Source organism: Kitasatospora sp. NPDC029312, from assembly GCF_055569215.1.
Genome location: NZ_JBVHXY010000017.1, coordinates 1 through 12,539, shown reverse-complemented (window position 1 = coordinate 12,539; position 12,539 = coordinate 1). Strand labels below are relative to the sequence as shown.

Here is a 12,539-nt window from a genome sequence, read left to right as displayed (position 1 = left end):
ACGCGCGGCGGCATGGACAGGCCTCCCCCGACGCGAACCGCCCGCCGGCGCCGCTACCTGCTCTGCCCGCCGGTCCACTTCTCCGTGGACTACGCCATCAACCCGTGGATGGACCCGGGCAGGCCCGTCGACCGCGCGGCGGCGCTGCACCAGTGGACCGAGCTGTGCACCGTCCTACGGCGCCTCGGGCACCAGGTCGAACTGATCGACCCACAGCCGGGCCTGCCCGACATGGTGTACACCGCGAACGGCGCGACGGTGGTGCAGGGCCGGGCCCTGGTGGCCCGCTTCCGGCACCGGGAGCGCGCGCCGGAGGCGGAGGCGCACCGCCGCTGGTTCGCCGCCGCGGGCTACCACCCCGTCCGTACGGCCGGCCTGGTCAACGAGGGCGAGGGGGACCTCCTGCTCGCCGGGTCCCGCATCCTGGCCGCCACGGGTTTTCGGACCAGCCGTGAGGCCCACCGGGAGGCGGGGCGGTTCCTGGGCCGCGAGGTGATCACGCTGACGCTGGTCGACCCGCGGTTCTACCACCTCGACACCGCGCTCGCCGTCCTGGACGACGATCTGGTCATGTACTACGCCCCGGCCTTCTCCCCGGAGAGCCGACGGGTGCTGCGCCGGCTCTACCCGAACGCGATCCTGGCCACCGAGGACGACGCCGCCGTGCTGGGCCTGAACGCCGTCAGCGACGGCCGGCACGTCGTGCTGCCCGCCGCCGCGCACGGGCTCGCCTCCCGCCTGCGCGCCGAGGGGTACGTCCCCGTCCCGGTCCACCTGCCCGAGCTGCTCAAGGGCGGCGGCGGCCCGAAGTGCTGCACCCTCGAACTGCGCCCCGCCTGACGGCTCCGCCGCGGCACGGGCGGGTCGGGCGGGTCAGGCAGGGGCACGGGTCGGGCGGGTCAGCGTCGTAGACCCCTGCGGCGGCCGAGCACCCGCAGCCCCAGCAGGACCGACGTCAGCGCCCACACCACACCGAAGCCGACCAGCACGCCCGGCGCGTGGGCGTCCGCGCTGACCAGCAGCAGCCCCGTCGAGAGGGCCACCAGCACCGCCATGACGGCGGACGGCACCCGCACGGCGGCCCGCAGGACGCGGCCCAGTGCCCAGCGGGGCCCGCGCCGCATCGTCCGCAGGCCGCGGTCCAGTCGGCCGTCCGCCCGCAGCGTGTCCTCGATCTCCGCCAGGATGCGCAGTTCCCGGCGGGAGAGCGGCCCGTCCATCGCCGACACCTCCACCGGGCGGCTGCCCAGCCCGCCCGGGCGTAACCGGCACCCGCCCGGGTGCCCCCGGCTCGCGGGGCCGGCTCCGGGACGGTCTCGTGGAGCGAGGGAGCCCGTACCGCTCCCCTCCTGCCCGGAAGGAGACCGGCTGTGGAGCAGCGATCAGGGCATCCGCCGAGGGTGGGCTTCTTCACCGACACCTCGGTGTGCATCGGCTGCAAGGCCTGCGAGGTGGCGTGCAAGGAGTGGAACGCGATCCCCGAGGACGGCCTCGAACTGACCGGCATGTCCTACGACAACACCGGCGGCCTGGGTGCCGACTCGTGGCGCCACGTCGCGTTCATCGAGCAGTCCAGACCCCAGGGCGGGGTGTGGACGGTCGCCGATCCCGGCCGGGTCGACGTCTTCGCCGAGGCACAGCGCCTGGGCCGCCCCACCGGGGACGACAACGCCATCGCACCGGTCGCCCCCGACGGGCGGACGGAGCTGCGCTGGCTGATGTCCTCCGACGTGTGCAAGCACTGCACCCGGGCGGGCTGCCTGGACGTCTGCCCCACCGGCGCGCTGTTCCGGACCGAGTTCGGCACGGTGGTGGTCCAGCAGGACGTCTGCAACGGCTGCGGCTACTGCGTCCCGGCCTGCCCGTACGGCGTGATCGACCAGCGGCCGGACGACGGGCGGGTGTGGAAGTGCACGATGTGCTACGACCGATTGGGCGCCGGAATGGAGCCGGCCTGCGCGAAGGCGTGCCCCACCGACTCGATCCAGTTCGGGCCGCTCGACGACCTGCGGGAACGGGCCGCGGAGCGGGTCCGGGTGCTCCAGGAGGCCGGGGTCGAGGGCGCCCGGCTGTACGGCCACGACCCGGAGGACGGCGTGGGCGGGGACGGCGCCTTCTTCCTGCTGCTGGACGATCCCGAGGTGTACGGCCTGCCGCCGCGACCGGTGGTGCCCACCCGTGACCTGCCCGTCATGTGGCGCCGGGCGGCGTTCGCGGCCGTCACGGTGGCCGCGGGCGTGGCGGCGTGCTGCCTGCGGAGGGCGCGATGAGCGGGGCGCGGGCCGGGCGCGGCGGACGGACGCGAGGGGAGCGGGCGCGGGGGGAGCGGGCGATGGTGCCGCCGGCCGAGTTCGGCTCGTACTACGGCCGGCCGGTGCTGAAGCGGCCGGTCTGGAAGCCGTTGGACATCGCCGGCTACCTGTTCCTCGGCGGCCTCGCGGGCGGTTCGTCGGTGCTGGCCGCCGGCGCCGACGCGTCCGGGCACCCCGCGCTGGCGCGGCCGCTGCGGGTGGGCGCGTTCGGCGCGATCTCGCTGTCGCTGGCGGCGCTGGTCCACGACCTCGGCCGGCCGGGGCGCTTCCTCAACATGCTGCGGGTCGTCAAACCGACCTCCCCGATGAGCGTCGGGTCCTGGCTGCTGTCGGGCTACGCGCCGCTGGCGGGCGCCGCCGCCGCGAGCGCCCTGACCGGTCGGCTGCCGCGCGTCGGCCGGGCGGCCGGGGCCGGCGCCGCCCTGCTGGGTCCGGCGGTCTGCACCTACACGGCCGTGCTGATCAGCGACACCGCGGTGCCGACCTGGCACGACGGCCACCGGGAGCTGCCGTTCGTCTTCGGCGGCTCCGCGGTGTCCGCCGCGGCCGGCCTGGGCCTGCTGACCGCGCCGGTCGCGCAGAACGGCCCGGCCCGGCGCGCCGCGGCCTTCGGGGCCGCGCTCGAACTCGGCGCGACCCGGCTGATGACCCACCGGCTCGGTCTGAGCGCCGAGCCGCTGCACACCGGCCGAGCCGGCCGGCTGATGCGGGCGGCGGAGCTGCTGACGGGCTGCGGGGCGGCGGTCGCGCTCGGGGCCGGGCACCGGGACCGCCGGGCGGCCGCGGCCGCGGGGGCGGCGCTGCTGGCCGGATCCGCCGCGCTGCGGTTCGGGGTGTTCCTCGGCGGCGTCCGGTCCGCCGAGGATCCCAAGTACACCGTCCTGCCCCAGCGGGAGCGGTTGGACGCCGAACACCGGGCTGCGGGATGAGGAGCGCGCGGTGATGATGGGAACCGGCGGCCCCCGAGCGGGCGCCCGGCACGAGGAGGTCCCGTCGTGGGCGTACTGACCTGGTTCGACTCCTGGCCGGTCTACCGGCAGCTGACCGGCACCGACCCGCTGGGCCGCGGCGAGGCGGCCAAGAGCGCCCGCAGCGAGGCCCTCACGGCCCGGACCGACACGGCCGACCGGGTGGTCAAGTCCGTCTGCCCGTACTGCGCGGTCGGCTGCGGCCAGGACGTGTACGTCGAGGACGGCAGGGTCACCCAGATCGAGGGCGACCCGGACTCGCCGGTCTCCCGCGGCCGGCTCTGCCCGAAGGGCTCGGCCAGCCTCCAGCTGACCACCGGGTCGGCCCGCGAGTACCAGGTCCTGTACCGCCGCCCGCACGGCACCGACTGGGAGCCGCTGGCCCTGGACACCGCGATGGACATGATCGCCGACCGGGTGATCGCGGCCCGCCGGTCCGGCTGGCAGTGGGAGGTCGACGGGGCGCGCACCCGCCGCACGATGGGCTTCGCCAGCCTGGGCGGCGCGACGCTGGACAACGAGGAGAACTACCTGATCAAGAAGCTGTTCACCGCCCTGGGCGCGGTGCAGATCGAGAACCAGGCCCGTATTTGACACTCCTCCACCGTCCCCGGTCTGGGGACCTCGTTCGGCCGCGGCGGTGCCACGACCTTCCAGCAGGACCTGCAGCACGCCGACTGCATCGTCATCCAGGGCTCCAACATGGCCGAGTGCCATCCGGTGGGCTTCCAGTGGGTGATGGAGGCCAAGGCGCGCGGCGCCAAGCTGGTGCACGTCGATCCGCGGTTCACCCGCACCAGTGCCCTGGCCGACCTGCACGTGCCGCTGCGCGCGGGAAGTGACATCGCGTTCCTCGGCGGCATCGTCAACCACGTGCTCCAGCAGGAGAAGTACTTCCGCGAGTACGTCGTGGCCTACACCAACGCGCCGGTGATCCTGCGCGAGGACTTCCGCGACACCGAGGACCTCGACGGAGTGTTCTCCGGTTTCGACCCCGAGGGCCGGACGTACGACCCCGAGACCTGGCAGTACCGGGGCCTGGAGGTGCAGGCCGCCTCCGGACAGCGCGACCAGCAGTACGAGCAGCGGACGGAGAGCATGGGCCGCGGCGAGGCCCACGGCTCCGGCGGCGCCTCGATCGGCGAGGAGGAGCCCGAGCGGGACGAGACGCTGAGCCACCCGCGCTGCGTCTTCCAGGTGCTCAAGCGGCACTACGCGCGCTACACGCCGGAGCTGGTCGAGCAGGTCTGCGGCGTGCCGCAGGACGTCTTCCGGCAGGTCTGCGACCTGGTGACGGAGAACTCCGGGCGGGAGCGGACCACCGCCTTCGCGTACGCCGTCGGCTGGACCCAGCACACCGTCGGCGTGCAGTACATCCGCACGGCCGCCGTGCTGCAGCTGCTGCTCGGCAACATCGGCCGCCCGGGCGGCGGCATCCTGGCCCTGCGCGGGCACGCCTCGATCCAGGGCAGCACCGACATCCCGACGCTGTTCAACCTGCTCCCCGGCTACATCCCGATGCCGTACGCCCACCCCGACGAGACCCTGGACAGCTTCGTCGAGGCGGAGGCCGCCCACAAGGGCTACTGGGGCGAGATGCGCGCGTACCTGGTCAGCCTGCTGAAGGCGTACTGGGGCGAGGAGGCGCAGGCGGAGAACGACTACCGCTTCGACTACCTGCCGCGACTCACCGGCTCGCACAGCACCTACGAGACCGTGCAGGCCCAGCTGGAGGGCACCTGCCGGGGCTACTTCCTGTTCGGTGAGAACCCGGCGGTCGGCTCCGCCAACACCAAGCTGCAACGGCTCGGCATGGCCAACCTGGACTGGCTGGTGGTACGCGACTTCTCGCTGATCGAGAGCGCGACCTGGTGGAAGGACGGGCCGGAGATCGACAGCGGCGAGCTGCGCACCGGGGAGATCGGCACCGAGGTGTTCTTCCTGCCCGCCGCCACCCACACCGAGAAGGACGGCAGCTTCACCAACACCCAGCGGATGCTCCAGTGGCACCACACGGCCGTGGAGCCGGCCGGGGACGCCCGCAGCGACCTCTGGTTCGCCTTCCACCTGGGCCGGATCATCCGCGAGAAGCTCGCCGCCTCCACCGAGGAGATGGACCGTCCGCTGCTCGACCTGGTCTGGGACTACCCGACCCGCGGCCCGCTCGGCGAGCCGGACGCCGAGGCCGTCCTCGCCGAGATCAACGGCCGGGACGCCCAGGGCCGCCCGTTGTCCTCGTACACCCAACTGAAGGACGACGGCTCCACCGCGTGCGGCTGCTGGATCTACTGCGGCGTCTACGCCGACGGGGTGAATCAGGCGGCCCGGCGCAAGCCCGGTGCGGAGCAGAACTGGGTCGCCAACGAGTGGGGCTGGGCCTGGCCGGCCAATCGCCGGATCCTCTACAACCGGGCCTCCGCCGACCCGCAGGGACGGCCGTGGAGCGAGCGCAAGGCGCTGGTCTGGTGGGACGGGGAGGCCGGCCGGTGGACCGGGCACGACATCCCCGACTTCCCCGCCGACCGGGCGCCCTCCTACCGCCCGCCGCCGGAGGCCCGGGCCGCGGACGCGATCTCGGGCGTCGACCCCTTCGTGATGCAGGCGGACGGCAAGGGCTGGCTGTTCGTCCCCGCCGGACTGACCGACGGACCGCTGCCCACCCACTACGAGCCGCAGGACTCGCCGTTCGACAACGCCCTGTACGGCCGGCAGCGCAACCCCGTCCGGCACCTGATGCCCTCGTTGCCGGACAACCGGTACCAGCCGAGCGGCAGCGAGCCCGGCTCGGAGGTCTTCCCGTACGTCACGACCACCTACCGCCTCACCGAGCACCACACGGCGGGCGGCATGTCGCGCTGGCAGCCGTACCTGGCCGAGCTCCAGCCCGAGATGTTCTGCGAGGTGTCGCCGGGGCTCGCGGCCGAGCGCGGGCTGGAACACCTGGGCTGGGCCACCGTGGTGACGGCGCGGGGCGTGATCGAGGCCCGGGTACTGGTCACCGACCGCATGGTCCCGTTGCGCGTCCAGGGCCGGACCCTGCACCAGGTCGGACTGCCCTACCACTGGGGCCCGAACGGCTACACCACCGGTGACGCGGCGAACGAACTGCTGCACCTTTCCCTGGATCCCAACGTCCACATCCAGGAGGCCAAGGCGGTGGCCTGCGACATCCGGCCCGGGCGGCGGCCGCGCGGGCCCGCCGCGGTGGAACTGGTCCGGGAGTACTGCCGGCGGGCGGGCATCACGGAGCGCACCGGCACCGGGCCGTGATCAGAACCGGGCCGTGATCAGCGCAGCACGAGGGCGTGGCCGGCAGCCGGCACCAGCTCCCCGATCACCGGCGCGCCGGGGATCTCCCCGGCGACCAGCAGTCCGCCGGAGGTCTGGGCGTCGGCCAGCAGCAGCCGGTCGGCCTCGCCCACCCGTCCGAAGTCCGTGTGCGGCGCCACCCAGTCGAGGTTGCGGCGGGTGCCGCCGCTGACGAAGCCGTCGCGCACCGCCTCCCGGGCACCCGCCAGGTACGGCACCGCCGCGGTGTCGATCACGGCGGTCACGCCGGAGGCCCGTGCCAGCTTGTACAGGTGGCCGAGCAGACCGAATCCGGTGACGTCGGTGGCACACCGCGCCCCGGCAGCCAGCGCCGCCCGGGACGCGTCGCGGTTCAGGGCCGCCATCGTCTCGACCGCCTCGGGGAAGTCCTCACCGGTCGCCTTGTGACGGTTGTTCAGCACGCCGGTGCCGAGCGGCTTGCTGAGCGACAGCGGCAGCCCGGCGCGGCCGGCATCGTTGCGCAGCAGCCGGGCGGGGTCGGCGATGCCGGTCACGGCCATGCCGTACTTCGGCTCCGGGTCCTCGATGCTGTGCCCGCCGGCCAGGTGGCAGTCCGCCTCCCGGGCGACCGTCAGGCCGCCGCGCATCACCTCCCGGGCCAGCTCGAAGGGCAGCGTCCCGCGCGGCCAGGCGAGCAGGTTGACGGCGACCAGCGGGGTGCCGCCCATCGCGTACACGTCGGAGAGGGCGTTGGCCGCGGCGATCCGGCCCCAGTCGAAGGGGTCGTCGACGACCGGAGTGAAGAAGTCGGCGGTGGCGATCACCGCCGGCCCTCCGCCGGGGAGGCGTACGGCGGCCGCGTCGTCCCCGTTCTCCAGGCCGACCAGCAGTTCGGCCGCCCCGGCGGCGGCCGGGGAGGGGACGAGCCCGGACAGCGCGGCCTCCAGCTCCCCCGGCGGGATCTTGCAGGCGCAGCCGCCGCCCCGGGCGTAGCCGGTCAGTCGGATCGGGGCACGGGTGGTCATGGCGGTTCCCTCGGGTCGGTGTGGTGGGTTGATCCGCGGCGCCCCACCCGCTTGCATGGGCGGTGACGCGGAGACGTGCGGGTGCCTGGTGGCCCTCCCGGTCTTCAAAACCGAGGTGTCCGAGGATCTCGGACAGGCGGGTTCGATTCCCGTCCGTCTCCGCCACCTGCCCCGGCGGCCGTGCAGCGGCGGTGGACGGCGTCGATCCGTTCCGTCCAGCCGCGCCGGTCCAGGTGTTCCAGCAGGGGGATGACGACCCGCCGGGTGGTGTCCAGGGCGATCCTGGCCTCGCTGGTCGTGAAGGGCTGGGCCAGCCGGGCCAGCGCGGCGGCCGCCCGCCGGTCGGCGTCCGGGAGCAGCACGATGCCGTCGGGCAGCCGCAGCAGTTCGCCGGCGGCGGCCGCGGCGGCGAGCAGTCGCGGGGTCAGACCGAGCGTGGTGAGCTCCGCCGCCTCGGGGGCGTGGAAGGGCCGAGCGGCGAGCCGGTTCCGCACCTCCCGCACGGCGGGCGGCAGGACCGGGGCGGTGACGCTGCCGTAGAGCCGGCCGTCGCGCTGGTCGAGCCGGCCGGCCAGGGCCCGGACCAGTGCGGTCACCAGGGCGCGGTCGGGCAGGTCCAGGTGCCGGCGGGCGGCTTCGACCGGCAGGCCCGGGTCGGTCGGGCGCTCGGCCGCGTGGCGTTCGACCGCTTCGCACAGCTGCCGCTGGAGCTGTGCCCAGTGCGCCGGGTCGCACAGCCAGTCGGCGGCGACGGGCGGCGCGGTGGGCGTGAGACCCATCGCGGTGAACTCCTGGCGGCTGATCAGACCGCGGCGGCGCAGCTCCGCGGCGGCGTCCGGCGTGCCCCGGTGACCGTCGAGCTCCCGGGCCCGGCCGACCGCCGCGCCCCGACGGGTCAGCCGGGGCGGTCGGAGGTCGAGGACGGTGGCCGCGCCCGCGATGCGGTGCCGGCCCGGGTCGCGGAGCAGCGCCACGTCGTTGATCCGCAGCGGGAGCGGGGTGTCGAGGGCGAGCCGGGCGGTGTCGGTGCCCAGGGGGCGGACGGTGACCGGGACGGCGGCCGTGCCGAGGTGCAGGGTGAGCCGCCGCGGCAGGTCCGCGGTGGCGTCGCCGCGGAGCCGGACGTCGACGGTGTCGGTGGTGAGCCAGCGGTCCGGCGTCAGCAGGGCGCTGCCGCGCCGCAGGTCGGCGGCCCCGGGGCCGTGCACGTTGACCGCCACCCGGGCCGTGGCGCTGACGGCCGGTCGGCGTTGCTTGAGGCTCTCCAGACCGCGCACCCGCAGCGGTCGGCCGTCGCCCGGGCCGGTCACCGCGAGCAGCCGGTCGCCGACGGAGATCGAGCCGGCCGCGAGGGTGCCGGTCACCACGGTGCCGTGCCCGCGCACGGTGAACGTCCGGTCGACCCACAGCCGGACGTCGCAGGTCCGGTCGGCCGCTGGCAGCCGGGCGGTCAGCCGGGCCAGCGCGGCGCGCAGCTCCGGCAGTCCGGCTCCGGTCAGGGAGCTGACGGCCACCGCCTCGACCCGGCCCAGGGAGCTCCGGGCCAGCCGGGCGAGCGCCTCGTCCCGGGTGGGGGCGGGGTCGGCCAGGTCGCTGCGGGTGACGGCGAGCACGCCGTGCCGGACCCGGAGCGCGTCGAGGACGGCGAGGTGCTCCTCCGACTGCGCCTGCCAGCCCTGGTCGGCCGCGACGACGAACAGGACGGCGGGGACCGGGCCGACACCGGCCAGCATGGTGGTCACCAGCCGCTCGTGGCCGGGCACGTCGACGAAGGCGGTCTCACCCGCCCCGGGGAGGGTGGTCCAGACGAAGCCCAGGTCGATCGTCATGCCTCGGCGGCGTTCCTCGGCCCAGCGGTCCGGTTCCATCCCGGTGAGCGCGCGGACCAGCGCGGACTTGCCGTGGTCCACATGGCCGGCGGTCGCGATCACGTGCACGGCGGCTCCGGGGCGTGGTCCCGGGAGACGGCCCGGCTGCCGCCGTCGCCGAGCGGGGGGACGGTCCTGCGCGGCGCCGCTTCAGGGGCACGGTGTGGTTCCCCGGCCGCGGCGCGGACGGCCTCGGCGAGCTGGTCGTCGGCTTCCGGGGGGACGGTGCGCAGGTCGAGCAGGCAGGAGCCGTCGGCGGTCCGGCCGACCACGGGCGCCGGCCCGTGCCGCAGGAGGGCGGCGAACGCCTCCGGCAGGGCGATCGCCGAACTGGCCAGCACCACGCCGGGGGCGCCGCCGCCCCCGACCACGGCGCGGCTGCTGACCGCCCGGGCCGGGATGCCCTCCGCCGACAGCGCCGCGGCCAGGCGCTGGGCGCGGGTGCGCAGCTCGTGCTCCTCGGCGTACAGGGCGCGGCGGGTGGGCGTGTCGGGCGTGTGGAGGGTGGCTTCCAGGGCGGCCAGGGTCAGCTTGTCGACGCGCAGCGCGCGGGCCAGCGGGTGCCGGGCGAGGGCCCGGACGACCTCGGTGCGGCCCAGGAGCAGGCCGCACTGCGGGCCGCCGAGCAGCTTGTCCCCGCTGGCGGTGACCAGGTCGGCGCCGGCCCGCAGCCAGCTGTCGGCATCCGGTTCGTCCGGCAGCAGCGGTTCGCGCTCCAGCAGGCCGGAGCCGATGTCGGCGACGACCGGGGGGCCGAGCGCGGCGAGTTCGGCGACGCCGGCCGCTCCGGTGAACCCGGTGATGCGGAAGTTCGAGGGGTGGATCTTGAGGATGAACCCGGTGTCGCTCCCGAGCGCGGCGGCGTAGTCGGCGACGGTCGTCCGGTTGGTGGTGCCGACCTCGCGCAGCCGCGCGCCCGTCGAGGAGAGCAGGTCCGGCAGGCGGAAGCCGTCGCCGATCTCGACCAGCTCGCCCCTGCTGACGACGATCTCGCGCCCCTGGGCGAGCGCCGTGGCCACCAGGACGAGGGCGGCGGCGCCGTTGTTGACCACGTGGGCGGCCTGTGCGGCGGGGACGCGGGCGAGCAGGGCCCGTACGGTCGAGCGGCCCCGCGGCGCCCGTTCCCCCGAGGCGAGGTCGAACTCGACGTCGGTGTTGCCGGCCGCGGCGAGGACGGCCTGGCGGGCCGGCTCGGAGAGCACGGCGCGGCCGAGGTTGGTGTGCAGCAGCACCCCGGTCGCGTTCAGCACGGGGCGCAGGGCGGTGGCGCTGTGCGGGAGCGAGCGGAGGGCCGTGTCGGCGACCTCGGCCGGGTCGATCGTCCCCTGCCGGGCCCGCTCCTGGGCGTCCCTCACGGCGGCCTTGACGATCGGCCGGCCGAGGCGTCCGACGGCCTCGACCAGCCGGGGGTCGGCGAGCACGGCGTCGGTGCGGAGCACTGCCCGGCGTGGATCGGGGCCACGGCCGCCTCCGACTCCTCGGGCTGGGGGGTGGGAGGCGTCCGACGCCTGATCACCGTGCATCGATCTGTCGTGCATCGATCTGTCTCGGCCTTCGGGCTGGCGGTCACGTGGGGATCAGCCTGACCGCTCGTCACGGCCGGTTCGCCCACCGACACGCTGGGGAACGGCGGAACGGGCCGTGGCCGCCAGGCCGCCAGGCCGCCAGGCCGCCAGGCCGCCAGGCCGCCAGGCCGCCAGGCCGCCGGGGTGGCCGGCCGCCGTCCGCGACCACCGTTTCCGTCCGCGACCGCCGGCGAGCACACTGGAGGCGGGGCGGGGCCCTGTTGCTTCGGGTGATGCGAGGTGCCTGCGATGCCGTTCCCGCCGTACACCACCAGGCGGCCCCGTCTGGACCTGCTCCGCTGGCTGGCCGTGGCGGGGCTCCTCGTAGACGCCTACGTCCATGCCGATCTCGCCGAGCGGTACGACCCGGTGGCGAACCCGATCAGCCAGGGGGACCTGTTCCGGGTCGAGGCCGGACTCGCGGCCCTCGCGGCGCTGCTGGTCCTGGTCCGCCCGCGCCGGTCGGCCCTGGTGTTCGCCCTCCTGGTGGCGGCCGGCGGGCTCGCGCTCCTGCTGCTGTACCGCTACGTCGACGTCGGGGCGATCGGGCCGCTGCCGGACATGTACGAGCCGGTCTGGTTCACGGAGAAGGTGGTCGCCGCGGTGGCCGAAGGCGTCGCCGCGGTGGCCGTCGTCCCGCTGCTGCGCGCGCACCGGCGGGTTCTGGGCTGAGTTCTGGGCTGACGCCCACGCGCGGTGGGGCCGGATACGGTGGGGCCGTGACGGGGACCTGGGGTGAGGAATACCTGCGGCGGGTGCGCGCGGCAGGGGCGGACGGTGACTGGCCGGCGCTGGCGGCCCTGCTGCGGCAGGGGCCGGTGGTGGAGGTGCTGCAGCAGGTCGGGGACGCGGTCGGCGACGCGGTGGTCCGCGAGTTGCCGGGTGCGGCGGCCGTGGCCGAACGGCTGGTCTCCGATCTCCGCCGGCGCGACTGGGCCGGGGATGACGACCTGGCCGCACAGCTGGCCTTCCTGCTGGGCCGCGGTCCGGATCCGGCGACCAAGCCCAGCGCGGTGCGTCTGAGGGACCTGGCCGATCTCCTGGAAGCCGACCTCTACTACGGCGGCGGGGTCATCGACGTGGCCACCGGTGAGACCTGGCTCGGCATGGTGGACCCGCTCCCCCCTCCGGACCGGGTGGAGCTGCTGTCGGTGTTCAGCCTGAGGGACACCGAGTCCATCGAGACGGCGGATGCCGAGCTGTTCATCGCCTCGGTGGAGGAGGCGGGATTCGCCCAGCGGCCAAGGACCGCGCTCACCGGCCCGAAACCGGAGGCCTTCTGGACGGTCCTGGCCGAGCGCGCGGACGAGGACAGCCGGTTCGAGCGCCTCGCCGAGGAGCGGTGGCTCGGCCTGGCGCGGAACTGGCTGGCCGCGCACGGCTACCGGCCCGCCGGTTGCTGAGCGTTGCGGGCCGGGGGGGGGGGGGGGGGGGGGGCCGCCCCCCCCCCCCCCCCCGTCACCAACCAAGGGGGGGGGGGGCGCGGCGCGTCAGCAAGGCGGGAGGGGCCGGCAGGAGGCGCGTTCGTGCT

The 12,539-nt window shown here is 75.3% G+C and carries 9 protein-coding genes, 1 tRNA gene and 1 pseudogene; 7 read left to right on the top strand and 4 right to left on the bottom strand.

All coding sequences use genetic code 11. The annotated features are described in order from the left end of the window. Nucleotides 1–12: 12 nt before the first annotated feature. Nucleotides 13–840 (top strand): dimethylargininase, encoded by an 828-nt coding sequence (gene ddaH / locus ACZ4WV_RS16095; RefSeq protein ID WP_465746992.1) that lies wholly within the window; start codon nt 13–15, stop codon nt 838–840. A gap of 59 nt (nt 841–899) precedes the next feature. On the opposite strand, the gene ACZ4WV_RS16090 is transcribed toward ddaH, so the two are convergent. Then, nucleotides 900–1,220 (bottom strand): DUF3040 domain-containing protein, encoded by a 321-nt coding sequence (locus ACZ4WV_RS16090; RefSeq protein ID WP_465746990.1) that lies wholly within the window; start codon nt 1,218–1,220, stop codon nt 900–902. A 150-nt stretch (nt 1,221–1,370) separates the two neighbouring features. Here ACZ4WV_RS16090 and ACZ4WV_RS16085 point away from each other — a divergent pair, with 150 nt between their 5' ends. From ACZ4WV_RS16085 to fdh, 3 genes are all read left to right on the top strand, one after another. Continuing rightward, nucleotides 1,371–2,270, top strand: coding sequence for a 4Fe-4S dicluster domain-containing protein (locus tag ACZ4WV_RS16085; RefSeq protein WP_465746988.1), 900 nt, complete (start codon nt 1,371–1,373; stop codon nt 2,268–2,270). A 62-nt stretch (nt 2,271–2,332) separates the two neighbouring features. After that, entirely contained in the window at nt 2,333–3,241 is a 909-nt protein-coding gene (nrfD, locus tag ACZ4WV_RS16080) for an NrfD/PsrC family molybdoenzyme membrane anchor subunit (protein ID WP_465746986.1), read from the top strand. Between the two features lie 66 nt (nt 3,242–3,307). Next, on the top strand, nt 3,308–6,550 hold the full coding sequence (gene fdh, locus ACZ4WV_RS16075) for a formate dehydrogenase (RefSeq protein WP_465746984.1): 3,243 nt from the start codon (nt 3,308–3,310) through the stop codon (nt 6,548–6,550). A 17-nt stretch (nt 6,551–6,567) separates the two neighbouring features. Here the strand turns inward: fdh and selD are convergent, their stop codons facing one another. Further along, nucleotides 6,568–7,575 (bottom strand): selenide, water dikinase SelD, encoded by a 1,008-nt coding sequence (selD, locus tag ACZ4WV_RS16070; RefSeq protein ID WP_465746982.1) that lies wholly within the window; start codon nt 7,573–7,575, stop codon nt 6,568–6,570. A gap of 69 nt (nt 7,576–7,644) precedes the next feature. Here selD and ACZ4WV_RS16065 point away from each other — a divergent pair. Beyond that, nucleotides 7,645–7,740, top strand: a tRNA-Sec gene (locus ACZ4WV_RS16065). A gap of 83 nt (nt 7,741–7,823) precedes the next feature. Here the strand turns inward: ACZ4WV_RS16065 and ACZ4WV_RS16060 are convergent. Together ACZ4WV_RS16060 and selA are read right to left on the bottom strand one after the other, a co-directional pair. Next, nucleotides 7,824–9,485 (bottom strand): annotated as a pseudogene (locus ACZ4WV_RS16060) (GTP-binding protein); the annotation flags it as partial. 17 nt (nt 9,486–9,502) lie between these two features. Then, complete coding sequence (selA, locus tag ACZ4WV_RS16055; RefSeq protein WP_465746980.1) at nt 9,503–10,966, bottom strand: L-seryl-tRNA(Sec) selenium transferase; 1,464 nt, start codon at nt 10,964–10,966, stop codon at nt 9,503–9,505. Nucleotides 10,967–11,257: 291 nt separating this feature from the next. On the opposite strand from selA, the gene ACZ4WV_RS16050 reads away from it, so the two are divergent. Together ACZ4WV_RS16050 and ACZ4WV_RS16045 are read left to right on the top strand one after the other, a co-directional pair. Continuing rightward, complete coding sequence (locus ACZ4WV_RS16050; protein WP_465746978.1) at nt 11,258–11,680, top strand: hypothetical protein; 423 nt, start codon at nt 11,258–11,260, stop codon at nt 11,678–11,680. Nucleotides 11,681–11,727: 47 nt separating this feature from the next. Continuing rightward, nucleotides 11,728–12,411 (top strand): hypothetical protein, encoded by a 684-nt coding sequence (locus tag ACZ4WV_RS16045; protein ID WP_465746976.1) that lies wholly within the window; start codon nt 11,728–11,730, stop codon nt 12,409–12,411. Nucleotides 12,412–12,539: the final 128 nt, after the last annotated feature.

Coding starts and splice junctions, on each gene's coding strand:
- ACZ4WV_RS16050 (WP_465746978.1), top strand. CDS start 11,258: ATGCCGTTCCCGCCGTACACCACCAGGCGGCCCCGTCTGGACCTGCTC.
- selA (WP_465746980.1), bottom strand. CDS start 10,966: ATGCACGGTGATCAGGCGTCGGACGCCTCCCACCCCCCAGCCCGAGGA.
- ddaH (WP_465746992.1), top strand. CDS start 13: ATGGACAGGCCTCCCCCGACGCGAACCGCCCGCCGGCGCCGCTACCTG.
- selD (WP_465746982.1), bottom strand. CDS start 7,575: ATGACCACCCGTGCCCCGATCCGACTGACCGGCTACGCCCGGGGCGGC.
- ACZ4WV_RS16090 (WP_465746990.1), bottom strand. CDS start 1,220: ATGGACGGGCCGCTCTCCCGCCGGGAACTGCGCATCCTGGCGGAGATC.
- nrfD (WP_465746986.1), top strand. CDS start 2,333: ATGGTGCCGCCGGCCGAGTTCGGCTCGTACTACGGCCGGCCGGTGCTG.